The sequence below is a fragment of the Cytobacillus sp. ABV4_503 genome, from assembly GCF_056158445.1.
In genome coordinates this window covers 30,001-53,004 of the sequence record NZ_JBSWTH010000002.1, presented here as the reverse complement: position 1 = coordinate 53,004, position 23,004 = coordinate 30,001, and the positions used below count along the sequence as shown (strand labels likewise).

General features: G+C 41.0%; 20 protein-coding genes, 10 tRNA genes and 2 rRNA genes (1 of these 32 only partly in view). 3 read left to right on the top strand and 29 right to left on the bottom strand.

Features of this window, described 5'->3' with window-relative positions; all coding sequences use genetic code 11:
• Window positions 1-44 precede the first annotated feature (44 nt).
• Together ACXAD1_RS25230 and ACXAD1_RS25225 are read right to left on the bottom strand one after the other, a co-directional pair.
• Complete coding sequence (locus ACXAD1_RS25230) at window positions 45-185, bottom strand: BA3454 family stress response protein (protein WP_474911377.1); 141 nt, start codon at window positions 183-185, stop codon at window positions 45-47.
• 65 nt (window positions 186-250) lie between these two features.
• Window positions 251-817: a hypothetical protein gene (locus tag ACXAD1_RS25225; protein WP_474911376.1), complete on the bottom strand. Its 567-nt coding sequence runs from the start codon at window positions 815-817 to the stop codon at window positions 251-253.
• A 188-nt stretch (window positions 818-1,005) separates the two neighbouring features.
• On the opposite strand from ACXAD1_RS25225, the gene ACXAD1_RS25220 reads away from it, so the two are divergent.
• Entirely contained in the window at window positions 1,006-2,229 is a 1,224-nt protein-coding gene (locus ACXAD1_RS25220) for an MFS transporter (protein WP_474911375.1), read from the top strand.
• 336 nt (window positions 2,230-2,565) lie between these two features.
• Here the strand turns inward: ACXAD1_RS25220 and ACXAD1_RS25215 are convergent, their stop codons facing one another.
• Window positions 2,566-5,649, bottom strand: coding sequence for an efflux RND transporter permease subunit (locus tag ACXAD1_RS25215; protein ID WP_474911374.1), 3,084 nt, complete (start codon window positions 5,647-5,649; stop codon window positions 2,566-2,568).
• 94 nt (window positions 5,650-5,743) lie between these two features.
• On the opposite strand from ACXAD1_RS25215, the gene ACXAD1_RS25210 reads away from it, so the two are divergent.
• Window positions 5,744-6,580 carry a TetR/AcrR family transcriptional regulator gene (locus ACXAD1_RS25210; protein ID WP_474911373.1) on the top strand — a complete coding sequence of 279 codons (837 nt, stop codon included), beginning with the start codon at window positions 5,744-5,746 and terminating at the stop codon, window positions 6,578-6,580.
• A gap of 65 nt (window positions 6,581-6,645) precedes the next feature.
• On the opposite strand, the gene ACXAD1_RS25205 is transcribed toward ACXAD1_RS25210, so the two are convergent.
• The 13 genes from ACXAD1_RS25205 to sigW form a co-directional block, all read right to left on the bottom strand.
• The gene (locus ACXAD1_RS25205; RefSeq protein WP_474911372.1) at window positions 6,646-7,284 is read right to left on the bottom strand and encodes an O-methyltransferase; all 639 of its coding nucleotides are present in this window, start codon (window positions 7,282-7,284) and stop codon (window positions 6,646-6,648) included.
• 130 nt (window positions 7,285-7,414) lie between these two features.
• Complete coding sequence (locus tag ACXAD1_RS25200; RefSeq protein ID WP_474911371.1) at window positions 7,415-8,452, bottom strand: siderophore ABC transporter substrate-binding protein; 1,038 nt, start codon at window positions 8,450-8,452, stop codon at window positions 7,415-7,417.
• A gap of 209 nt (window positions 8,453-8,661) precedes the next feature.
• Complete coding sequence (locus tag ACXAD1_RS25195) at window positions 8,662-9,429, bottom strand: iron ABC transporter ATP-binding protein (protein ID WP_474911370.1); 768 nt, start codon at window positions 9,427-9,429, stop codon at window positions 8,662-8,664.
• Window positions 9,426-10,379, bottom strand: coding sequence for an iron chelate uptake ABC transporter family permease subunit (locus tag ACXAD1_RS25190; RefSeq protein ID WP_474911369.1), 954 nt, complete (start codon window positions 10,377-10,379; stop codon window positions 9,426-9,428). Before ACXAD1_RS25190 ends, ACXAD1_RS25195 begins: the two co-directional genes overlap by 4 nt.
• Window positions 10,369-11,322 (bottom strand): ABC transporter permease, encoded by a 954-nt coding sequence (locus ACXAD1_RS25185; protein WP_206845551.1) that lies wholly within the window; start codon window positions 11,320-11,322, stop codon window positions 10,369-10,371. The genes ACXAD1_RS25190 and ACXAD1_RS25185 overlap by 11 nt, the downstream gene beginning before the upstream one ends.
• 335 nt (window positions 11,323-11,657) lie before the next feature.
• On the bottom strand, window positions 11,658-12,047 hold the full coding sequence (locus ACXAD1_RS25180; RefSeq protein WP_206845553.1) for a ribbon-helix-helix protein, CopG family: 390 nt from the start codon (window positions 12,045-12,047) through the stop codon (window positions 11,658-11,660).
• Window positions 12,048-12,638: 591 nt separating this feature from the next.
• On the bottom strand, window positions 12,639-14,441 hold the full coding sequence (gene glmS / locus ACXAD1_RS25175) for a glutamine--fructose-6-phosphate transaminase (isomerizing) (RefSeq protein WP_474911368.1): 1,803 nt from the start codon (window positions 14,439-14,441) through the stop codon (window positions 12,639-12,641).
• Window positions 14,442-14,499: 58 nt separating this feature from the next.
• Window positions 14,500-14,661: a hypothetical protein gene (locus tag ACXAD1_RS25170; protein ID WP_474911367.1), complete on the bottom strand. Its 162-nt coding sequence runs from the start codon at window positions 14,659-14,661 to the stop codon at window positions 14,500-14,502.
• A 257-nt stretch (window positions 14,662-14,918) separates the two neighbouring features.
• Window positions 14,919-16,268, bottom strand: a complete 1,350-nt coding sequence (glmM, locus tag ACXAD1_RS25165) for a phosphoglucosamine mutase (RefSeq protein WP_474911366.1) — start codon at window positions 16,266-16,268, stop codon at window positions 14,919-14,921.
• A 34-nt stretch (window positions 16,269-16,302) separates the two neighbouring features.
• A complete protein-coding gene (locus tag ACXAD1_RS25160; protein ID WP_474911365.1) occupies window positions 16,303-17,613 on the bottom strand; it encodes a CdaR family protein in 1,311 nt (436 codons plus the stop codon).
• Window positions 17,606-18,433, bottom strand: a complete 828-nt coding sequence (gene cdaA / locus ACXAD1_RS25155) for a diadenylate cyclase CdaA (protein WP_474911364.1) — start codon at window positions 18,431-18,433, stop codon at window positions 17,606-17,608. Before cdaA ends, ACXAD1_RS25160 begins: the two co-directional genes overlap by 8 nt.
• A 177-nt stretch (window positions 18,434-18,610) precedes the next feature.
• Window positions 18,611-19,246: an anti-sigma factor family protein gene (locus tag ACXAD1_RS25150; RefSeq protein ID WP_206845564.1), complete on the bottom strand. Its 636-nt coding sequence runs from the start codon at window positions 19,244-19,246 to the stop codon at window positions 18,611-18,613.
• 16 nt (window positions 19,247-19,262) lie between these two features.
• Complete coding sequence (gene sigW / locus ACXAD1_RS25145; protein WP_206845567.1) at window positions 19,263-19,826, bottom strand: RNA polymerase sigma factor SigW; 564 nt, start codon at window positions 19,824-19,826, stop codon at window positions 19,263-19,265.
• A 173-nt stretch (window positions 19,827-19,999) separates the two neighbouring features.
• On the opposite strand from sigW, the gene ACXAD1_RS25140 reads away from it, so the two are divergent.
• Window positions 20,000-20,158, top strand: coding sequence for a Spo0E family sporulation regulatory protein-aspartic acid phosphatase (locus ACXAD1_RS25140; RefSeq protein ID WP_206845568.1), 159 nt, complete (start codon window positions 20,000-20,002; stop codon window positions 20,156-20,158).
• Window positions 20,159-20,196: 38 nt separating this feature from the next.
• Here ACXAD1_RS25140 and rocF read toward each other — a convergent pair whose 3' ends face one another.
• From rocF to ACXAD1_RS25075, 13 genes are all read right to left on the bottom strand, one after another.
• The gene (rocF, locus tag ACXAD1_RS25135; protein ID WP_206845569.1) at window positions 20,197-21,102 is read right to left on the bottom strand and encodes an arginase; all 906 of its coding nucleotides are present in this window, start codon (window positions 21,100-21,102) and stop codon (window positions 20,197-20,199) included.
• A 194-nt stretch (window positions 21,103-21,296) separates the two neighbouring features.
• Window positions 21,297-21,372, bottom strand: a tRNA-Ala gene (locus tag ACXAD1_RS25130).
• A gap of 4 nt (window positions 21,373-21,376) precedes the next feature.
• A tRNA-Gly gene (locus ACXAD1_RS25125) sits at window positions 21,377-21,451 on the bottom strand.
• 68 nt (window positions 21,452-21,519) lie between these two features.
• Window positions 21,520-21,592, bottom strand: a tRNA-Lys gene (locus ACXAD1_RS25120).
• Between the two features lie 155 nt (window positions 21,593-21,747).
• Window positions 21,748-21,822: transfer RNA gene (locus ACXAD1_RS25115), tRNA-Gln, on the bottom strand.
• Between the two features lie 64 nt (window positions 21,823-21,886).
• Window positions 21,887-21,970, bottom strand: a tRNA-Tyr gene (locus tag ACXAD1_RS25110).
• Window positions 21,971-21,985: 15 nt separating this feature from the next.
• A tRNA-Thr gene (locus tag ACXAD1_RS25105) sits at window positions 21,986-22,061 on the bottom strand.
• 5 nt (window positions 22,062-22,066) lie between these two features.
• Window positions 22,067-22,142: transfer RNA gene (locus ACXAD1_RS25100), tRNA-Val, on the bottom strand.
• 4 nt (window positions 22,143-22,146) lie between these two features.
• Window positions 22,147-22,221, bottom strand: a tRNA-Glu gene (locus tag ACXAD1_RS25095).
• A 27-nt stretch (window positions 22,222-22,248) separates the two neighbouring features.
• Window positions 22,249-22,321 (bottom strand) — tRNA-Thr (locus ACXAD1_RS25090).
• A gap of 36 nt (window positions 22,322-22,357) precedes the next feature.
• A tRNA-Asn gene (locus tag ACXAD1_RS25085) sits at window positions 22,358-22,432 on the bottom strand.
• 21 nt (window positions 22,433-22,453) lie between these two features.
• Window positions 22,454-22,570, bottom strand: a 5S ribosomal RNA gene (gene rrf, locus ACXAD1_RS25080).
• Window positions 22,571-22,823: 253 nt separating this feature from the next.
• Window positions 22,824-23,004: ribosomal RNA gene (locus ACXAD1_RS25075) — 23S ribosomal RNA — on the bottom strand (it continues 2,755 nt past the right edge of the window).

The following is a 23,004-nucleotide window of genomic DNA, read 5'->3' as shown; positions in this document are numbered from 1 at the left end:
CCACAATTAACCCCCTTATCTTTTCTGATTAAGGGGGTTAATTTTTAATCTAAATTATTCAGCTGTTTCCTGATCTGGTCTTCTGCCTGCTTTAAAATTTCTTCGTCGCCGGCTTCTTTATTTGTAAGGATATTCGTTTGATATTTTAAACCTTCATAGTCAACAGTTACTGTAATTTCTTTCATCTCTCTTGGTCCTTTCCTGATGTTTTATTATATAAATACCAACAAAAGGACGATTTAAAACTTCACTATGCCGGTTTCACATACTCTTCGAAAATACTTGCCAGCCTTTCCTTCATTTCCTCTTCCGTTACAACTAGGCTATGGCTGCCCATTTTTGTTTTAAGAATAAGTTCAAAGCCTTCATTTACTTCTTGAGAAAAACCATAGTATTTATGATCCAGATCGATTTTTTTGAAATGGAAGGATTGCAGCTTATTCCATGGAATAAACTTGCTTCCGCTTATAAAGCCGTCATCATAGACTGCAAATACATTCAGCAGATCCCTGGCATTGATTAAAGGGATAAACAGCAGATAGAGATACGTCCAGCTGAATTTCATATTATATTTTCCGAATATAAACATGGCAATTAGAAAAACCAGCATGATAGCATACATTGTTAGTCCCAGCTTATTTTCTGAGATAACAGGTGCACTTGCAGATTTCTGGGGGAATTTCCTTACGGTTTTCAGGTCCGTCTTGCCAAAAGGAATAAGGGCTGTTTTCTTCTTCATTTTCGTTATTAAAATGATGTAATGATAGCTGTAATAGATAACAATTAACAAAAATAGAACCTCGAAAATTAATTTCATCAAACCCGCCTCCTTAATAATCTTTACGTTTAACCAAAAGATAAAGTTTCACCTCTACAAGAAATGTCAAATTTATGATTGTGAAAACAAACCAATTCGAATATAATCTAATTAGATGATTATCTAATTATTTTTTTGTTAACAAATTAGATATATGTCGAATTAACATTCGCAGAGGTGCGGAAAAAATGACAAATTGGACTGTATGGAAACAGGAAAAAAATTATCAAAAGCTCTTTTGGGCTGGCGTCATTAATGGAATTGGAAATCGCTTCACACAGGTTGCGCTGCTTGCCCTGCTATACCACGTAACAGGTTCCGGAGTAGCCATTGGCCTCTTATTTGCCATCCGCATGGCACCTTTTTTCTTCATTGCCCCATTAGGAGGAATTCTTGCGGACCGCTTTTCAAAAAAGGCCATTCTGGTGACAGTAGACTTGTTGAGAGTGCCTGCGGTCCTAGGGCTGCTTTTCGTAAAAGAAACTGGGGATTTATGGATTATTTACGCAAGTGCATTCCTCATCTCAATGGGAGAAGCGATCTACTCCCCGGCCAGGATGTCTGCGATACCTGCTCTTGTAAAATCAGATAGACTCATATATGTGAACGCGATTGAACAAATCATGATCGGAGCCGTCCTCATTATTGGTTCAAGCACCGGAGGAATCCTTGCCTACTTTCTGGGAAACCATGCTGCATTCATGATTAACGGCCTTACCTTCCTTTTATCAGCATATCTAATCTCCAGGATGGTTTTCCCGGATGTCTCTGAGGTAAATAGAAAAAAAACCAAAACATCTGCAGCGATTTCACCAGCGAGACTTATTCTTGGCTCCTCCGCACTGATTGCCTTTTTTATCATGATGCTGACCATGCCGCTCGCCAATGGAATTGATAATATTCTTGTAAGCATTTATGGGCTGGAAGTTTTTAATATGGGAGAATTGGGTGTTGGGTTTATGTATGGCGCATTGGGGATTGGACTCATTCTAAGTTCATTCTTTTCTCATATGATCAAGAAGGGTCTCCTGATACTCGCGATCCTCTTTATTGCTTTGGAAGGTACTGGCCATATTTTATTAAGCCTCGCACCAAGCTTTTATGCAGCACTTTTCACCGTTGTGCTGATCACCTTTGCGGGCGGCCTTGGCAACATATGCCTGGATACGGTCATGATGAAATTTATACCCCGATCCAAACAAGGAACCTTTTTTGGTTTAATGCAGATGGTTTCAAATCTTTCCCTGGCTATCTCCATGGGCACAGCAGGATTCCTGCTGGAAGTTTTTGCTCCGAGGACTCTTAGCCTGATTATTGGCTTATCGTATCTTATTTTTACTATTATGTATGCACTTCTGTTTGCAAGAGTAGATCTTGTGAAAGAAAAGAGGGAGTTCATCAGGGGTATTTAAGATTTTGTTAAGAGTCTGAGTAATGTTTGCACTATGATCTGGCAGGGAGGCTGATGTAACGCGAAGTGACCGAAATAGTAGAAATCTGACCGAAAAATATGGTGAGGTGACCGATAAAATAAAAATCTGACCGATATCCATGGTGAGGTGACCGATAAAAAGGAAAATTGACCGATATCCTCGCACATGATATGAAAATATTAAATATTGGCAGTAAAAGACAGCCCAAATTCAATGAAAAATTTAATTTCCAACTAAAATCGCAGAAAAGAATAATTATAGCCCCTTAAAAGACGGAAAAGCCCTGCAGACTATTATATCCTGCAGGGCTTCCTTTTAGTTTTCTTCGATTTCTCTGCGGTTCTTCTTAAACATTTTAGATAATACTTCGTACACGATTGGCACAATGATAAGGGTCAATAGCGTCGAACTTGTCAGACCCCCGATAACGGTAATGGCAAGGCCTTTAGAGATAAGCCCTCCGCCTCCAGAGCCGATGGCCAATGGAATTAATGCACCAATTGTAGCAATGGCTGTCATCAGGATTGGGCGAAGTCGGGTTGCTCCCGCTTCCAGCACCGCTTCCCTCATAACCAGACCGTCACGTTCCATATGGATGATCCGGTCCACCAGAACGATAGCATTGGTTACGACAATACCAATTAGCATTAATAGTCCCATCATGACCGATACAGAAATGGTTTCGCCGGCAATTAATAAGCCAACGAAAGAACCAATCACGGCAAATGGAAGGGAGAAGAGAATCGCAAATGGCGCCACTCCTTCACGGAATGTAACGACCAGAATGAAGTACACAATCGCGATGGCTGCAAGCATCGCAGCGCCAAGCTGTGTGAACGTCTCGGTCATATCTGCCTGAACACCCGCAACTCCGACGGTTACACCCTTAGGCAGATCCAATTCATCAATCGCTTCATCTGTTTTAGAAGTAGCCTTTGTGATGTCATCACCTTTTACCGTACCTGACACGGTTGCGTAGTACTCGCCTTTACTGCGGGCAAGCGTATTATGCGTTGTACCTTCTTTCACTGTGACAAGCTCGGAAAGAGGCATAGTTGTACCCATTGCTGTCGGCACCTGTGTTGCCAGGATATCATCAATGGATTTCGGCTGTTCCGCCTGCTCCTGCTGGACAATGACTTCAAGCGTCTCACCGTCTTTTTCAATCGTTGTCAGAACATCCTTGGTGTTTGACGGGTTCAGCATCATGACAATTTGTCCGGCTGTCAGACCGTACTGCAGCAGTTCATCCTGCTCAACATTGAAGGTATATTCAACAAAGGCGTCTTCTGCACTTGAAGAAACGTCCTCTAATTCTTCATTTTCCTTCATTACGTCTTCTACCATTTTGACAGACTCATTCAGTTTATCTAAATCTTCACTGTAGAATGTGTAGCTGACTTCATTGGTTGAACCGGACATAGATGAGAAGTTCTGGCTCTTCCATTCACCTGATTGTCCGATATTAAACACATAATCTTCAATTTCTTCACGGACTTCAGGAAAATTATCCATTTCAGGGTCAAAGATCAGATACATTAAGGCTCCGCCTGCTCCTCCGCCCATCATGGCAGCCATTTGATCCGCTTCTTCGGTTACAGATATTTGAACGATGTCAATATCATCACGCTTCAGCATCTCTTCTTCTACTGCTTCAACGTTCTTTAAAGTTTCATCTTTAAGTTCTCCAGCTTCAGGCGTGTAAGTTAGATACATTACTTTCTCTTCTTCACTTCCCATAAAGCTGAATCCGATCATTGGTGTCAGAGCTAAGCTTCCCGCCAGCAATACAACCGCAATGATGGATGTAATAATCTTATGATTAAGAGACTTCTCAAGAATGCCTTTATACCATTTTGATAGCTTTCCAGCTTCCTTATGGCTGCCTTCCGTTTTTTCGCTGTACAATTTCTTTCTAAACAAGAAGTGAGACAGCGCTGGAACGATTGTAATGGCCACAAGGAGTGAAGCGCCAAGTGCAAACGTCATCGTCAAAGCGAATGGCATAAACAGCTCGCCGACCATGCCTCCTACAAAAATGAGCGGTGCAAATACGGCAACCGTTACTAATGTTGAGGAAAGAATTGGCTTGAACATCTCAATCGTAGCTTCACGGATAAGTGCCCGCCCAGTTAGTTTTTCTTCTTTTAAATGCAGGCGGCGGTAAATATTTTCAACCACAACGATAGAGTCATCGATCACACGGCCGATAGCAACCGTGATGGCTCCAAGCGTCATAATATTCAAGGTAATATTCATCCAGTTCAGCAGCAGCAAAGCCATGAAAATCGAAACTGGAATGGATACGATTGAAATAATCGTGGATTTAAAATCACGCAGGAACAGTAAAATAATCAAGACTGCGATCAGCCCGCCAAACACGGCTTTTTCAATCATGGTTGAAACAGATTCTTCAATCGGCTTGCCCTGATCAAGTGAAAGATCTATAACAAGGCCCTCGACCTTTTCTTTTTCTTCCTTGATTAGTTCTTTGACACTGTTGACCACTTCAACGGTGTTTGCCTGCTGTTCTTTCACAATTTGAATCGCAATGGCATCATCACCATTTGTACGGGAAACGGATTGTACTCTGCCGACAGTATCAATCTCGGCAATGTCACTCAGCTTCACAAAAGGTGACTGGTTTTGTGCGGTTGGTGTTACCGGGATAAGCATGTTCTTTAATTCATCCTCGGTCATGAACTTGCCGTCTACTGCGACAGCCTGTTCTCCTTCCTCAAACTCGTAAAGTCCCAATGATACAGCCATGTTGCTCGCCTGGATCATTTCCTTTACTTTATCTTCGGTCAGCTCAAGCTCAGCCAGTTTTTCTTCGTTGTATGTGAGCTGCACCTCTTCCACATGCTGACCAGTGATGGTCGCTGATGCTACACCCTCAATTTTCTCAATTTTTGGCAGTATGATATCTTCTACAGTTGAGGTTAACTCAATAATATCCTCTGATTTACTGCTTACACTCAGTGCAGCAACCGGCATCATATTCATGCTGATGGCCGTGATGGAAGGTTCCTGTGCTCCTTCCGGAAGCTCCACTGCATCAAGAGCTGATTGGAGAGCGCGCTTGGCTTCATCCATATCAATACCATATTCATATTCCACTTGGATATTTGACATGTTAGAATATGAATTTGAGTAAACTGATTTAACATTTTCAAGGCCTTCTACGGCTTTTTCAATTGGGATGGACACATCTTCCATCACTTTTTCAGGAGTCGCCCCCGGATATACGTCCATTACCATTAAGTAAGGAATTGAGACATCCGGAATGGTCTCCATATTCATTCGTGTACCTGAATAGATGCCAGATACCGTGATAATAATTGTTAACAGCCAGACTGCAAGTTTATTCTGCAGGACAAAATTCACTAAACCTTTCACTTGTGCACCTACCCTTAATTGACTTGTTAGACTCAATTACATATAATAATGACTGATTGGTCATTTGTCAATCAAAAAGGAGTGACACCATTACATGAACAAAAAGCAATTAATTATGGAAAGCGCACTTGAACTCTTTGCGAAGCAAGGATTTGAAGCTACCTCTGTTCAGCAGATCACAGAGCACTCCGGTATATCCAAAGGAGCTTTCTACTTATCATTCAAATCAAAAGATGAATTGATCATGGCTTTGATTGATCATTTTATGGAGCAATTCATTTCAGATATTGACCACATAGTCAAAGACCCGAATAACAATGGTGAAGAGCTTTTAGTGAAGTTTTTTTACACAACATTCCACTCCTTTCAAAAGCATTCAGACTTCGCCAAAATTTTCATTAAAGAACAGGCGCATACATTCAACGAAGAACTGATATCAAAAGGGCGTCACTTTGACCAATTAATCGATGACATCACCCTTTCCATGCTTGATCAGTTATACGGAAAGACTGTCCAGCATACAAAATACGATTTAATCTATTGCATCAAAGGCTTTATGCATGTGTACTCTCATTTATTTTTATTTTTCAATGTTCCTTTGGATCTGGACCTTCTGTGCCGATCACTTGCGGAGAAGACAGAACTTCTTGCCAAGCATTCGACTATCCCGTTTATAACCGATGAGCTATACGAGATGTTCAGGAAGACGGGACATGAAGAGATGACTCACGGACAAATAATTGAAATTATGGAGCAAAAAATTGAGGAATTAGAAGACTCGGTTGAAAAAGAATCCCTCATCCTGCTAAAGCAGGATGTGCTGGAGCGCAGCCTGAATCCTGCTATCGTAAAAGGGCTGATTACAAATATCAGAAACAACCCTCATTGCAGATGGATTGCTTATCTGCTTTTCCATTACTATGAGGTTTAAACAATAAAAGGCAGAATGCATTTAGCAAGCATCCTGCTTTTTGTGTATTGTGTTAATATTTTTTTTTATTTTTTTACTTTTGAAACAGTCAGCCCATCACCAATAGGAATAAGCACAGATTCTAATTGAGGATGGCTGGCAACGGTTTCATTGAATTTTTTCATGAATTCAGCATGCCGAGTCGGTTCAGCATATTCGTCCGCTACACTGCCTCTGGCCAGTACATTATCACAAACAATTAATGCTCCATTTTCCGCTAGTCTGATGCAATAATTCAGATAGTTTTCGTAATTTTCTTTATCTGCATCGATAAAGAAAAAATCAAATTGTCTATTATCGCTAACAAGCTGTTCGAGACTTTGCAAAGCTGGTCCGATTAAATATGATACTTGACTGCCAAAACCAGCTTTAACTAGATTACTATTTGCTATATTTGCGTAGCTCTCCACCAGCTCAAGTGAAGTTAATTTTCCTGCCTTATCGAATCCCCTGGCTAAACAAATTCCGCTATATCCTCCAAGCGCCCCGATCTCAAGGACATTTTTTGCCCCTGACATCGATACTAGCAGCGTGAGAAGCTTACCAGTAGAAGGAGATACAGAAATGGATCGCATACCATTCTCTTTTATGGAAAGAAGAACTTCCTCTAAAATATCATCCTGGCTATAAAAAACTGAATCGATATATCTGTTAATTTGTTTCATTCTCCTGCCCCTTTATTAGAAATTGATTATTTTTTCTTTCTCTTCTTTGGAATCTATCATTAAATTTCAATAATAAGGGACTGCCAAAGGGTCAGTTTTCACTGACTTTCTGGACAGCCCCTTTCATAAGTTATTTCAACTCAGCTAAAACTTCTTCAATTTTAGCAAGCTCGGATTGTAAACCGCCTCCACTTAGATACCATAGTGGTCCATCTAAGTAAACGATTTTTTCATTTTTAAAAGCATCTGTTTTCTTAATGATATCATTTTCCATATCATCTTCAATATTAGAGTCGCCTCCAACAGCTGCTGTACGGTCAATTACAAATAGCACTTGTGGATTAAATTCCAGGATGGCTTCAAAACCGAAGTTAGAACCGTGAGAAGAAGACTCGATATCTTCTGTTACAGGCTTGAATCCATAAATGTCATAAATATAGCCGAAACGGGAATTTGCTGCAAAACCAGATAATTTACCTTCATTGTACATTGTTACTAAAGAGGTTTCGTAGTTTCCAGCTAAAGCCTTGATTTCTTCTAAAGCTGAATCAAATTTTGCCGTGTATTCTTCGGCTTCCGCTTCTTTACCAAACATTTTCGCCGCTAGATCTACAGAAGATTGGAATGTGTTCCAGTAGTCATCCTGAGAAGTACCAACAAACACGACAGGAGCGATTTCTTTTAATTCTTCATAGAAAGCTGACTGACGCCCAGAGATAAAGATAACATCCGGATCCATTTCAGCGATATCTTCAAGTAAAGGTTCTTTTAATCCACCAACGCTTTTATACTCATCAGAAGCGTATTTTTCAAGGTGAGCAGGCAGGGTAGAATCTTTTGCAACCCCAACAATTCCTTCAACACCTAGAGCATCTAATGTATCTAAGAATCCATAATCGAATACGGCAATTTTTTCTGGCATCTTTTCAAATTCTACATCTTCAAAATTAGTTGTACCACCCTCACTGCCTTCTGTTGAAGCAACCGTCGGAGAAACAGTCATTGGATATGCAGGGCTTCCTTCTGTTTCAGCTGCACTCGTTTCTTCAGATTGGCCTTCAGCTGCAGCTTTATCAGTTGGTTCTTCTTTTGAAGCTTCTTCGTTAGATCCACATGCGGCAAGCAATAATACCATAGCTGCTACCATCACCAAAAATAGTTTTTTCATCTTTCTTAACTCTCCCTTATTATTTATTTATTGATATTGATTATCATTATCAACTATGATGATAATTATTATCGAATAATCTTTATTAGTCAATAACTTTTGTGAACTTTTTTAAATTATCTTCCATTTTTTCAAATATCTGACACGTAATAAGCTGATCCCTGAAGAAATACGATAGATTTCTCCAGGGTTTTTTATTACTTCAATGTTTATGTATGCGAATTAAAATAGACACAGATCCTGCAGCCATTCTGTTCTTGAATTGGAATATCCATATCATAGATTTCACGAAGCACATCAGAATTTATGATTTCATTGGTCGGCCCATTTTTCATCAGCCTGCCATTTTTTAAGGCTACAATGCGATCAGAATAAACAGATGCAAAATTTATGTCATGCAAAACAATGACAACCGTCTTTCCTAGTTCATCAACTAATTTGCGCAAAATTTTCATAATTTGAACAGAATGCTTCATATCCAGGTTATTTAAAGGCTCATCCAGCAGGATATAATCCGTATCCTGCGCGATGACCATTGCTATAAATGCCCGTTGCTTTTGACCACCTGATAGTTCATCTAAATATTTGTCTTGCATATCAGCCAAATTCATGTATTCAATGGCTTGATCAACAAAATTTTCGTCCTCAGCTGTTAAACGCCCTCTTGAATAGGGATAACGCCCAAATGATACAAGCTCACGCACCGTTAATCTCACATTAAGGTAATTGGCTTGTTTCAATATGGATACTCTCTTTGCAAAGTCCGAAGACTTCCACTTTCTCACATTATTCTGATCGAGCAATACTTCACCTGTATCTGCTTCCAATAAACGGCTTACCATAGAAAGAAGTGTTGATTTACCAGCACCATTCGGTCCAATAAAAGAGGTTATGGCTCCCGGCTCAATTGTGACCGTAACATCCTCTACAACAGGCTTTTTACCAAATTGCTTTGTTAATCCTTTGATTTCAATCATCCTGCTGCCCTACTTTCCTTAAGTAATAGATAAATAAAGTAAATACCACCGATAAAATTAATAATGACACTTAATGTTGTACGCAATTCAAAAATATGCTCCACAAGGAAATTCCCGCCAACCAATGCAATAATACTGATTAAACTAGCTCCCAATATATGAATAGAGTGCTTATACGTCACAAGATATTGATAAGAAAGGTTTGCAACGATTAATCCAAAGAATGTAATTGGACCAACTAGTGCTGTAGATGTGGCAATTAAAACAGACGATAAAATTAAAATTCTCATAACCATACCGTCATAATTAATGCCTAGATTCATCGCATTTTCGCGGCCCAGTGACATAACATCCAGTTTATCCATAATAAGGTATCCATAAAGGAATGCAAGGAACAGGATGCCAATTGAAATAAATAATAACTCCGCTTTTACGTTTGTAAAGGTCGCGAATAAACGACTTTGAAGGCTTAAATATTCGACTGGATCAATCAATACTTGCAGAAATGTAACAAAGCTTCCCAGGAGTGTTCCTATAATCATCCCTATTAATAGAAGAAAATATATTGGGTGCTTATCAGCTCTGAATAAAAATCGATATAAAATCAAGGCAAAGACGACCATGGCAAAAATGGCTGCACCAAAGTTTAAGTATTTATTTAACACCCACACTGACATTGATCCTGCAAAGAAGTAGATTAATGTCTGTACTACTTGATACATAGAATCAAGGCCCATGATAGAAGGTGTTAAAATACGATTATGTGTAATTGTCTGGAACACAATTGTGGAATAAGCAATCGCAATACCTGTTATAATCATCGCTGTAACTCGGAGCATACGCTTTGGAAAAGCATAATCAAAGCCGCCTTTAATATCATAAAAGCCATATAGCAAAACAAACACAATGGCAATAGCTGCTAACATTATCAGTTTTGTACTATTTCGCATATGCTCTCCCCCTAAGCAGCATCGTTAAGAAGATTGCACTGCCAATCACTGCCACTGTTACATTAACTGGAATTTCATATGGATGAATAATGATGCGTCCTAGAATGTCACATATTAATAAGAAGACAACCCCTAACACCGCTGTGTGCGGAATCGTTTTGCGCAAGTTATCACCCAAATAAAGAGATACAATATTTGGCACAATCAGACCTAAAAATGGAATAACCCCTACAGTAAGGACAACCGTGGTCGAAATAATCGCAACAAGAATCAGGCCAATATTTAGTACCATCTTATAACTTAAACCTAGATTTCTCGCAAAATCTTCACCCATTCCTGCAACTGTAAATTTATTCGCATATAGATACGCTAAAATAATAGCCGGAATACTAACATACAAAAGCTCATAACGGCCAGCAATAATCAAAGTGAAACTTCCCATAAGCCAAGAAGATATATTTTGCAGAAGATCTGCTTCATATCCAAAGAAGGTTGTAATGGAAGATAAAATATTTCCATACATAATTCCAACTAATGGAACAAAAATAACATCTTTAAATTTTATACGATCTAAGATCTGCATAAAAAGAAATGTACCTGCTAAAGCAAAGGCAAAACTAAAAATAACTTGCTGTGTATAGGTTACATTCGTAAAAAACAGCATGGAAATTAAAATACCCAGCTTTGCTGCATCCAATGTTCCAGCCGTAGTTGGTGATACAAACTTATTTCGGCTTAAAGATTGCATAATTAAACCGGCAATACTCATCCCTGCCCCCGCTAATATAATCGCCAATAGCCGTGGAATGCGGCTAATAAGGAAGATATGTGTTTCATCTGATTCCCAATTAAGCAGATCCTTAGGCGTTATATCTATTGCACCGATAAACAGTGAGATAAAAGACAGAACGATTGCTGCAATTCCTAACATCCATAATCTCATTAATAACCCTCATAACATGTTTATTATCAATTCAACAACTGAAAAGACCTTTATTCCAATTAAAGGAGTAGAAGTAAATCTTTAAATCTACTTTAAATATAATGATAATCATTATCATCAAAAAGCAAAAAAAAGAACCTTGATATGTATAGCTTTTTCGTTTATTGAAAATGATTATCAACTTACCAACACAATTAATGTATCACAAAAAATATTAAAAGAAAAGAGGCAGATTGTAAATTCCGGTAATTGTCTAAATTTATTTTCACTTTAATAAGGGAACTTAAACTAAAAGAAGATTCAAACCAAAAAGTTGAATCCCCCATTGTTTGCTTCTATAGTGTTTTAATTAGAACACGAATAGCTTCAGATACGTCAATCTGATTCTCCTGGCAGTGATTGGTGAGCTGCCGATATGTTTCCTCATCCAGCCTTACATGAACAGTGTGCAAATATTTTTCAGAATCTAGCTTTTTCGGCCTTCCTCTTGTAACTTTTCTTTTGCCGCTCCCGTCTTTCCAGACATTTATGATGACATATCCGTGTTTTTGAAGCCAAAGATCACAATCATACTCTTTCCACATGGTTTTGGCTCTTTGCAGAAATTCAAGCTTGAATTTCTCCAGCTCATCTCCTTGAAGTCCCTTCATGACCGCTTTTTCCATCGCCTTATGCTCGTTAAATTGGAGAAATTGGTCGTAAGATTTGAATGTTAATTCTTTCATTTTTCCGCTCCCATAATCTATTATCTTTCTATAAAAATCATACCCTTTAAGAAAACAGTTGTAAATCCTGACTGAATCCGTCAATTCCTTCATTTTTACACTGACTGCAAAGTTTTCACAGCTTAAACGAATGCTAAATTATGCCTGTCTTATTTATAATAATCTTTTTAAAAAAAGGCTCTTTTCGTGTAAATTGTTGTTTTTCGCCTATTAATGTTGCCTTTTGATTTCCGCTCCAGGCTGCTCGCTTTCCGCGGGGCGGGCGGTGAGCCTCCTCGACGCTGCGCGTCTGCGGGGTCTCACCTGTCCCGCTACTTCCGCAGGACTTTGAATAAGCATCCTCGAATAAGCACCGCACGAAGGAAATGCGCCAGCATTTTCGAGGATCTCGCACCTTCCGCTACAATCAACTCAGTAAATCATATACAAAAAGCAACAAACCTTGCGAAAATAGCCTTAAAAAAAAGACCCAATCCTGCAATTGGATTGAGTCTAACTTGATCAAATTTTTAATAATGTTGTGGAGCAGTAATTTTTGAAGTCGGCACCCCAACTTTACTGGTCCAACGTTATTTTCAGTATAGAATTTCCTTACTCCACAGTAACCGACTTAGCCAGGTTACGCGGCTTATCTACGTCACACTCGCGGTGCAGCGCAGCAAAATAAGAGATTAATTGTAAAGGTATTACAGAGATAAGAGGTGTTAATAGCTCGTTCACTTCCGGAATGATAAAGCTGTCTTCTTCTGTTTCCAGCCCTTTCATGGAAATGATACAAGGGTTTGCTCCGCGGGCAACAACCTCTTTGACATTGCCGCGAATGCTTAAGTTAACACTTTCTTGAGTTGCCAGGGCAATGATTGGCGTACCGTTCTCAATTAAGGCGATCGTTCCATGCTTTAATTCTCCGCCTGCAAAGCCTTCAGCTTGAATATATGAAATTTCCTTCAGTTTAAGTGCACCCTCAAGACCAACATAGTAGTCGATACCACGGCCAATGAAGAAAGCATTGCGTGTAGTGGAAAGGAATTTGCGTGCAATGTCTTCGAACTCTTCTTTCGCATCGCAAAGGACTTCCATTGCGTTAGCAACAATGCCCAGCTCCTGAACAAGGTTGAAGTCCAGTTCCAATCCGCGGCTCTTCGCTGTAACTTCTGCAAGAATGGATAATACAGCAATCTGAGCTGTATAAGCCTTGGTAGAAGCAACAGCAATTTCAGGACCCGCATGAAGCAATAGCGTGTAATCCGCTTCACGGGATAGAGTAGAACCAGGAACATTTGTAATCGTTAACGCCTTATGGCCCATTTCCTTTACATTCACAAGCACGGCACGGCTGTCTGCTGTTTCACCGCTTTGAGAGATAAAGATAAATAACGGCTTCTCTGAAAGCAGCGGAATATTGTAGCCAAACTCACTTGAAATATGAACTTCAACTGGAATTTTTGCGATTTTTTCAATAAACTGCTTTCCAACAAGACCTGCATGATAAGAAGTCCCGGCAGCAATGATATAAATGCGGTCTGCATCGTTCATTGCTTCAACGATTTCCTGGTCGATTGTCAGCTCGCCATTATCATTTTGATACTTCTGGATGATTTTGCGCATCACTAAAGGCTGCTCATCGATTTCTTTCAGCATGTAGTGAGGATATGTTCCTTTTTCAATATCGCTTGCATCCAATTCGGCGGTATACGGATCCCGGCTGATTTCCTCGCCATTCAGCGTCTGGATTTTTACAGCATCTTTTGTGACAATAACGATTTCTTTATCCATTAATTCAACATATTGATCTGTAACTTGCAGCATCGCCATTGCGTCAGAAGCGACTACATTGAATGTTTCACCTAATCCAACCAGAAGAGGGCTTTTGTTTTTTGCAACAAAAATCGTTTCATCGTTTTCTGCATCCAAAAGGGCGATCGCATATGAGCCTTTTAAAAGTGTCAGCGTTTTGCGGAACGCTTCTTCAGTATTAGAACCTTCGTTCAAGAATAATTCAATAAGCTGAACGATGATTTCTGTATCTGTATCACTTTTAAGGGAAACTCCCTGCAAATATTCGCGCTTTAAAATGTCATAGTTCTCAATTACGCCATTGTGGACAAGCGTTAAACGGCCGGAGTTGCTTTGATGAGGGTGAGCATTTACTTTGCTTGGAACACCATGAGTTGCCCAGCGGGTGTGTCCAATCCCTGTGTTTGCCATCACATCTTCATCAACAATGCTGCGAAGATCCGCAATACGGCCTTTTTCCTTGAAAACCTGAACGCCGTTATCATTCATAACCGCGATGCCAGCTGAATCATAGCCTCTATATTCAAGCTTCTCCAAGCCCTTTAATAAAATTTCCTTTGAATCTAAGTTTCCAATATATCCAACGATACCACACATACTTCTCTTCCTCCTAATAATGAAGGGGCAAGAAGCCTTTTCGGGGCACTCCTGCCCCTTATCTCTGTTTTTTATATTCGTCGCTCAATGGGGCAATACAGCCTCTTGGATGAGCGTATTTAGTTTTAGCATTCCCTTCTCTTTGTCCATTCAGTTGCCCGAATGTTTTAAAGAAGAAATCATCGGTTGTGCTTTCAACCGGGAGGCATCCGCCGAACATTCGATAAACCTCCTCCTCGTCAACTAATCCTTACGTCCAGGATCAGTTCAGGCGCTTTAAATTAATTTGTTCACTATCCACCTTTCTCTTTTTGAATGAAGCTGTCTTGTATTCATAAATACAAAAACAGGATTATCATACATCAAAGTCAGACTTCCGTCAACAGATAAATGAATATGGAGAGGATGGAAACTCCCACAAATTAAAATATGCATAAGGGAGTTCAGGAGTTCCCTTATGCATATGAATTGTGCTGCTTATTCTTTTAATCCCATTTCACTTTCAACAACAGCAGAGATGCGCTCTACATAAGACGCGCACAGCTCACCTGTTGGCGCTTCTGCCATTACACGGACAAGCGGCTCTGTACCGGAAGGGCGGACAAGGATCCGGCCGTTTCCGTTCATTTCTTCTTCAACCTGCGCAATGACTTCTTTCACTTTTTCATTGTCAGTCACATGGTGTTTATCTGTAACACGGATGTTCACAAGCTTCTGCGGGAATTTCTGCATTTCGTTTGCAAGCTCAGATAGCGGCTTTTTGGTTACTTTCATGATGTTAACAAGCTGAAGGCCTGTCAAAAGCCCATCTCCAGTTGTGATGTAGTCCAGGAAAATAATATGTCCTGACTGTTCTCCGCCAAGGTTGTAGCCGTTCTTCTTCATTTCCTCCACAACATAACGGTCGCCTACAGCTGTCTGAACACTTTCCACACCATTGACTTCAAGCCCTTTATAGAATCCAAGGTTGCTCATCACAGTGGAAACTACTGTGTTTTGCTTAAGCCTTCCCTGCTCTTTCATATATTTTCCGCAAATATACATGATCTGGTCGCCATCTACAATATCGCCATTTTCATCAATGGCAATTAAACGGTCTCCATCGCCATCAAATGCCAAACCTACATCTGCTTCTTTTTCCTTAACAAAGGCAGATAATGCCTCAGGATGTGTAGAACCAACTCCTGCATTGATATTTAATCCGTTAGGAGATGCTCCCATCATTGAAAGATCAGCATCAAGATCAGCAAATAGGTGTGTTGCCAGCGGAGAAGTGGCACCATGTGCACAATCAAGCGCAATGTGGATGCCAGAGAAATCTTCATCAACCGTCTGCTTTAGGTATTGAAGATACTTCTGTCCGCCTTCAAAATAATCATTTACCTGTCCCAGGCTGCCTCCGACCGGTCTTGGAAGCTGGTCTGCTTCCATATCCATTAATACCTCAATCTCAGCTTCCTGAGCATCAGAAAGTTTAAATCCATCCGGGCCAAAGAACTTGATTCCGTTATCTTCAACAGGATTATGGGATGCAGAAATCATTACGCCAGCTTCTGCACCCAGTGCTTTTGTTAAATAAGCGACGCCAGGCGTTGAAATGACTCCGAGACGCATAACTTCTGCTCCGATTGATAATAGCCCCGCTACAAGTGCGCCTTCCAGCATATGGCCCGAAATACGGGTATCACGGCCGATTAATACTTTCGGACGATCATGGTCCTTTGTTAATACATAACCCCCAAAGCGGCCCAGTTTAAAAGCCAGCTCCGGTGTCAGTTCACTATTTGCAACTCCTCGTACTCCATCTGTACCGAAATATTTACCCATTTTATAATCGCTCCTTCTAACTTTAAAAACTATATTAAGCTTCTTCTTTTTGCGTAATCGTTATGGTCGCTTTGCCTGCTGCAGGTTTTATATCCACCCCTGAAGGGCCATCGACGCTGATTGGCACCTCATGGTCACCTTCACCAAGGTCTGCCAGGCTCAAATATATATTAAAATCTTCTGCTTTGAGATCCTGAACCGTGCTGCTTTTACCGGTAACCGTAATACTTGTCCGTCCGGAAGCTGGGTTTTTAAGGACCGCTTCATATTCTTCAGCTAATTCCACTAAGTTGATGGGGAGGCTTGAAAAGGTTTTGGTTTCCTCTTGTTCCTGTGCCTCTGTTTCTTCAGCAGGCTCTTCTGTATTATCCTCTTCATTCACATTCTCCTCAGTGCTGACGTCTACAGTCGCCTTCACTGTCTTAGGATCCACTGCAGAAATCCCATCCGGAATAATAACCGGCAGGGTGAGCACGGTATCTTTTTCAATCTTGCTGACATCCACCTCTACCCTGACACTTTCAGTCTCATTTAATATTTCTTCCCGGCCCGTAATAGAAGCCTCGTCAACATCGAGTTCAATCGAATTAATGGTAACACCATCTTGAGGTTCTCCCTTCCGGACGATCGTAACGGGAACCGTCTTGCTTAACTGCTTAACAGGTACTGTTACTTGAATCACTTCGGGTTCCACAATAACATCAAGCTTATTCATCTCACGGTCCAATACCCTGACAGTTGCTTCATTAGTGATTGTCTCGGTTATTGGCCCCTTTACATCAAGAGTTGCTTTAACAAAGCTGATCCGCTCAATCACTTCTTTTGCTCCCGTGATTTTTACCGTCTTTGGTTCTGCAGATGCCGCTTCGGCGGTATAGCCCTCACCAAGCAGGCCATTATTAAATTCTGCATCCACTTTAAATTCCTGGGTCACTTTTTCATGGACTGTCACATCTGCATATTGCGGATTGATCGTCACATCAAGTTTATCTGAGATATCGCGGATCTTAATTTCCACTCGTTGAGAGCCAGTTTCTGCATTTGTCAAATCTACATATACTTCAAAATTCTGCTGTTTTTTTGCTGGCTCAAGGTGGCTCTTGGGACCCTCTATGCTCAAATCAACAGTATCCGGAATACCGGTAACAACCAGATTTTCCGTATCATAATAGCTTTTCACAGGGACATCTTCAATAATGTCTGAATCCTGCTGGCCTGGAACGTTAATGTCCTTTAATTCCTTATCTGCATCATATACTGAATCAAATAGAAAAAGTGCCAGAATCAAAGCAACAATTTTCATGAACCAGCGGGTGTCTACCAATTTATCAATTAACTTATCCATTCTTTTTCCCCCTCCAGTTCCAAAGACCTGAAGAAGTCTGCTTTATTTTATGTTGAACAAGCAACTCATTTGAAAGCATATCTTTAAAAGTTTCAGCTTTTAAATCACGGTGCAGCTCACCGTTTTTGGTTAAGGAAACACTTCCTGTTTCCTCTGAAACGATAATGGTAATACTGTCAGTTACTTCACTTATACCTAAAGCAGCCCTGTGTCTGGTGCCCAGCTCTTTTGAGATGAATGGACTTTCTGACAGCGGCAGATAACACGCTGCTGCAGCCACACAATTCTTTTGAATGATAACGGCTCCGTCATGCAGCGGTGTATTCGGTATAAATATATTAATCAGGAGCTCAGATGAAATTTTGGAATCCAGCTGAATACCGGTTTCAATATAATCGTTCATCCCTGTTTCCCGCTCAACTGAAATAAGCGCCCCAATGCGGCGTTTAGCCATATAATCCACAGCCTTTGCAATGGATTCGACCAGTTTCTCCTGATTTTCCTCCTCCTGATTAGCCGTCCTTGAGAAGAATCTTCCTCTTCCCAATTGCTCCAGTGCTCTTCGCAGCTCCGGCTGGAAAATGATTATGATGGCCAGAAATCCCCAAAGAAGCACTTGTTCCATCATCCATCCTAATGTTTGCAGGTGGAACTTGTCGCTTGCTACTTTAACCAGAATAATGACAAAAATCCCCTTCAGCAATTGGACAGCCTTTGTTCCTTTAACAATCATTATGAGCTTATAGATGACGTACCAGACAAGGAGAATGTCTATTGTATTAGCCAACAATTTCAAAATAGAGAAATCTGCAAACGACATTATCCTTCCTCCAATTATATATTTCAAAAGCAAAAATGCTTAAAGTTCTTTTATGTAACTTTCATATTATATCATATTTAACGCTAATTCCAATTTTGAGACAACAGACACCACTCTGGAAAAATAAGCACACTAAGAACCCCTGCCTTAAAGCAGGGATTCTTACTATGGTTATGACTATTTCTCTTTTTCTGTTTCTCCGCTTTCAAATACATTAACAGCATCCTTGGCTGCCTTTTTGATGTGATACCAAAGCCATTCGAAAATGGCATCAACCTCTTCGATTTCTCCGGTAACATTACCGGCTGAAGCCATGTACTGCTGGCCATTGATGACCGTAACATTTCCCTCTATTTCGCCCTGGATTTCCAAGTCACCGTTCTTAACCACTACATCGCCTTTTACCACTTCACCTTCCGGTACGATCACCTTATCGTTTTGCACCACAAGGTTTGGCTGCTTAGAAACCGATAATTGGTGATCCTGATCCCAGGAAGAAGCGACGCTTCCCATCATCAGAACAAGAAAGAGGGACGCCGCAGTTAAAAGCGGATGATGCCTGAACCAGCGCTGGACACCGACTTTCCGCTTTTCTTTGGGCAATTTCGCCATAACGTTTGCCGTAAAATTTTCAGGTGCCTGTATATGTGAAGTGCTTTGGACTAAAGCGATCGTCTTCTTTAATTCATGGAAATGAATTTGGCATTCCTCACAGTTCTGCAAGTGTGCCCTTAATTCCATCTCATGTTCGGCTGAGATCTCTTCATCTAGGTACTCATGCATATAAACAACCATTTCTGCTGGACATTTCAAAGTTCTCACCCTCTTTTTAAACGTATCTTAATTGATTCCTAAGTGCTTCCCGGCCCCGGTGAATCCTGGTTTTAACCGTTCCCAGAGGAAGGTCGAGCGTTTCACTGATCTCGTTCAGCGATAATTCTTCAATATATTTTAAAACAATAACCGAACGATATTTCTCCGGAAGCTTCGATATCTCCCTTTGGATTGTTTCCTGCAATTCCAGACTTTCTACATCTTCTTCAGGCAGCCTCGCATCGGAAGCAATTTGAGAATACATGTTCAGTCCATCCGTTCCTGCGACCTCTGCATCCAGATAATAATCAGGCTTCTTTTTTCTGATTCTGTCTATACATAGGTTTGTGGCAATCCGAAAAAGCCACGTGGAAAACTTCAAGTCAATATTAAAGCTGGCAATGTTTACATAGGCTCTTAAGAAAGCCTCCTGAGCGATATCCTCTGCCTCATGCCTGTTTCCCAGCATTCTGTAGCATATCTGAAAAACTTTATCTTTGTATATTTCAACAACTTCAGCATAAGCATCCTGGTCGCCCTTTAATACTTGCTTTATCCTCTTCTTTACGATTGTCTCCATTTTTTACCTCAGCTCCAGTGCGGCTAATCGATAATACGAACCGATAGCGGAAAAGGTTTCATTTTAATAAAAAAACATTCAATTTCTATATTAGCAAATTTTTACTTATTCTGGTTTAATTTTTTTCTTTTAGGGTATAAAAGTACTAAATTATTCGAAAAGGGTTGGTTACGGTGTGTGTTAAGGAATTATTGAGAGATATTGAGGATTGCCGGTCAAGAATGATGCAGTTAGCAGCTTCCGCTTCTTTTACAGATCACATGGTAGTTGATACGAGCACGAAACTCGATCAGCTTCTAAATAAATATTATACACTCACAGCAAAAAAATGAGCAGAACTTGTTTACGTTCTGCTCATTTTTATTTTCTATTATAGAAGCTTTTCGCCAAATAATGAACCCATTAGCGCGACTGCCACGGTAGCTGTTTTATTTTTGTCATCCAAAATTGGATTAACCTCTACAAATTCAGCCGATGTTATGATCTGAGCTTCTGCAAGCATCTCCATGGCCAAATGGCTTTCACGATAGCTGATGCCGCCAATAACGGGAGTTCCAACACCCGGTGCATCATGCGGATCCAGTCCATCCAAATCCAGAGACAGATGAACACCATCTGTATTTCTTTCTTTTAAATATGTAATAGACTCCTCCATAACTTTGGTCATCCCAAGCCGGTCAATTTCGTGCATGGTATATACTTTAATGCCTTTTTCCTTAATTAGCTCCCGTTCTCCTTCATCCAAAGATCTTGCTCCAATAATAACAATATTCTCCGGCTTAACCTTTGGAGCATATCCTCCTACATTGGTTAAAAGCGGGTGCCCAATTCCCAGGCTTACTGCAAGTGGCATGCCATGAATGTTCCCTGAAGGTGAAGTTTCAGCTGTATTTAAGTCCCCGTGGGCATCATACCAGATTACTCCAAGATTTTTGTAGTGCTTCGAAACACCGGCTAATGTTCCAATTGCGATGCTGTGATCGCCGCCAAGTACTAATGGAAAAGAACCACTTTCTATTGCTTTATCAACTTCTTCTCCTAGTTTTTCTGTCTTTTCAGCAATAAGGTCCAAGTTTCTAAGATTTGAATTTGGATCGATTTGAACTTCCGGACGGCCGATGGCAATATCACCCTGGTCATGGACTTCTTCGAATAAACACTTTAATCGCTCATTTACACCTGCATATCGGATCGCACTTGGTCCCATGTCCACACCGCGTCTCATCTGGCCAAGATCCATCGGCATTCCAATTATCGATAATTTCTGTCTTTTCATATTACAAGTCCTCCCTTTCCCTTCATACTCTTATTTTAACCGCTTTCAAACACATGACTCAACTCGACAAAATCGTGTATATATATGCGGCTGCCGGGGAAGGTAATCTTAAAAATCAAGGTGTTAACTTTCCAATAAGAGAAATAAAAAATCCCTAAACCATGCTGGTTTAAGGATTGTCGAATTATGTATAATGGTGGAGCCTAGCGGGATCGAACCGCTGACCTCCTGCGTGCAAAGCAGGCGCTCTCCCAGCTGAGCTAAGGCCCCATTTTGGAGCGGAAGACGGGATTCGAACCCGCGACCCCCACCTTGGCAAGGTGATGTTCTACCACTGAACTACTTCCGCAAAAATATTTATATTTACAAGTAAGACCTTCAGGAGTCGATTCCCAAGGTCTGTGTTTTTCTATAAAGTGAGCCATGAAGGACTCGAACCTTCGACCCTCTGATTAAAAGTCAGATGCTCTACCGACTGAGCTAATGGCTCAAAATATAATTCTGATGCCTAAACTTAATTTGCAGATGTGCTTCAAAGCCCTGCGGTCTTTGTCGCAGATTTTAAAAGCTTGCCATTCAGGGATGTAACGCTTCGATGCTGCATTCTTTTAAAATCCTCTACCAACTGAGCTAATGGCTCGAAAATGGCTGGGCTAGCAGGATTCGAACCTGCGAGTGACGGAGTCAAAGTCCGGTGCCTTACCGCTTGGCTATAGCCCAATAATTACAAAATAAAAAGGACATTCATAGCTTGTCCAGTTTTTTGTGTTTTATTAAGAATAAATGGTGGAGGGGGGCAGATTCGAACTGCCGAACCCGAAGGAGCGGATTTACAGTCCGCCGCGTTTAGCCACTTCGCTACCCCTCCATCTATAAAAAAAGATGGTGCCGGCGAGAGGACTTGAACCCCCAACCTACTGATTACAAGTCAGTTGCTCTACCAATTGAGCTACACCGGCAAATATGGTGGAGGATGACGGGATCGAACCGCCGACCCTCTGCTTGTAAGGCAGATGCTCTCCCAGCTGAGCTAATCCTCCATTATGGTGACCCCTACGGGATTCGAACCCGTGTTACCGCCGTGAAAGGGCGGTGTCTTAACCGCTTGACCAAGGGGCCTAGTACTCTAGTTGTCTACATTAAGAGAGCTTCCAACCGGGCTCGAACCGGTGACCTCTTCCTTACCATGGAAGTGCTCTACCTGCTGAGCTATGGAAGCAACAGCTCATAATTCCCAAAAGGGGCTTTATGAAAATGGCTCCGCAGGCAGGATTCGAACCTGCGACCGTTCGGTTAACAGCCGAATGCTCTACCACTGAGCTACTGCGGAAAAGTGGTATTTTAGTAAACAGCCCGGCAGCGTCCTACTCTCACAAGGGGACAGCCCCTAACTACCATCGGCGCTGAGAAGCTTAACTTCCGTGTTCGGTATGGGAACGGGTGTGACCTTCTCGCCATCGCCACCAGACTATTTTTAAAAGACAAGTATAATTGTACTTTCTTTTAATGTTTTTTTCAAGAGAGAATTTCATTTTTTCGTTCCCTCAAAACTAGATAATGCATGAAGAAGTATTTTGCCGAGTATTCACCAATGACTTGTCTAGCTTCGGCTCCTAACTTCTCGGCCGTTTCGATCCGTCCCTCCAAATCCCAAAACCAGGATTTGAATGGCCGGCTCTCCAACGTCTTTCGAAGTTGAACAGTCGCCTCCGCTTTTCGTTTTGGTTAAGTCCTCGATCGATTAGTATCAGTCAGCTCCACATGTCGCCACGCTTCCACCTCTGACCTATCAACCTGATCATCTTTCAGGGATCTTACTAGCTTGACGCTATGGGAAATCTCATCTCGAGGGGGGCTTCATGCTTAGATGCTTTCAGCACTTATCCCTTCCGCACATAGCTA

Excerpts from the sequence above, each read along its gene's own strand:
- rocF (WP_206845569.1), bottom strand. The coding sequence starts at position 21,102 with ATGAAAAGACAGAAATTATCGATAATTGGAATGCCGATGGATCTTGGC.
- ACXAD1_RS25205 (WP_474911372.1), bottom strand. The coding sequence starts at position 7,284 with ATGAAACAAATTAACAGATATATCGATTCAGTTTTTTATAGCCAGGAT.
- ACXAD1_RS25210 (WP_474911373.1), top strand. The coding sequence starts at position 5,744 with ATGAACAAAAAGCAATTAATTATGGAAAGCGCACTTGAACTCTTTGCG.
- ACXAD1_RS25160 (WP_474911365.1), bottom strand. The coding sequence starts at position 17,613 with ATGGATAAGTTAATTGATAAATTGGTAGACACCCGCTGGTTCATGAAA.
- cdaA (WP_474911364.1), bottom strand. The coding sequence starts at position 18,433 with ATGTCGTTTGCAGATTTCTCTATTTTGAAATTGTTGGCTAATACAATA.
- glmM (WP_474911366.1), bottom strand. The coding sequence starts at position 16,268 with ATGGGTAAATATTTCGGTACAGATGGAGTACGAGGAGTTGCAAATAGT.
- ACXAD1_RS25195 (WP_474911370.1), bottom strand. The coding sequence starts at position 9,429 with ATGATTGAAATCAAAGGATTAACAAAGCAATTTGGTAAAAAGCCTGTT.
- ACXAD1_RS25220 (WP_474911375.1), top strand. The coding sequence starts at position 1,006 with ATGACAAATTGGACTGTATGGAAACAGGAAAAAAATTATCAAAAGCTC.
- ACXAD1_RS25185 (WP_206845551.1), bottom strand. The coding sequence starts at position 11,322 with ATGAGATTATGGATGTTAGGAATTGCAGCAATCGTTCTGTCTTTTATC.
- ACXAD1_RS25200 (WP_474911371.1), bottom strand. The coding sequence starts at position 8,452 with ATGAAAAAACTATTTTTGGTGATGGTAGCAGCTATGGTATTATTGCTT.
- ACXAD1_RS25190 (WP_474911369.1), bottom strand. The coding sequence starts at position 10,379 with ATGCGAAATAGTACAAAACTGATAATGTTAGCAGCTATTGCCATTGTG.
- ACXAD1_RS25225 (WP_474911376.1), bottom strand. The coding sequence starts at position 817 with ATGAAATTAATTTTCGAGGTTCTATTTTTGTTAATTGTTATCTATTAC.
- ACXAD1_RS25180 (WP_206845553.1), bottom strand. The coding sequence starts at position 12,047 with ATGAAAGAATTAACATTCAAATCTTACGACCAATTTCTCCAATTTAAC.
- sigW (WP_206845567.1), bottom strand. The coding sequence starts at position 19,826 with ATGGAGACAATCGTAAAGAAGAGGATAAAGCAAGTATTAAAGGGCGAC.
- ACXAD1_RS25230 (WP_474911377.1), bottom strand. The coding sequence starts at position 185 with ATGAAAGAAATTACAGTAACTGTTGACTATGAAGGTTTAAAATATCAA.
- ACXAD1_RS25170 (WP_474911367.1), bottom strand. The coding sequence starts at position 14,661 with ATGTTCGGCGGATGCCTCCCGGTTGAAAGCACAACCGATGATTTCTTC.
- glmS (WP_474911368.1), bottom strand. The coding sequence starts at position 14,441 with ATGTGTGGTATCGTTGGATATATTGGAAACTTAGATTCAAAGGAAATT.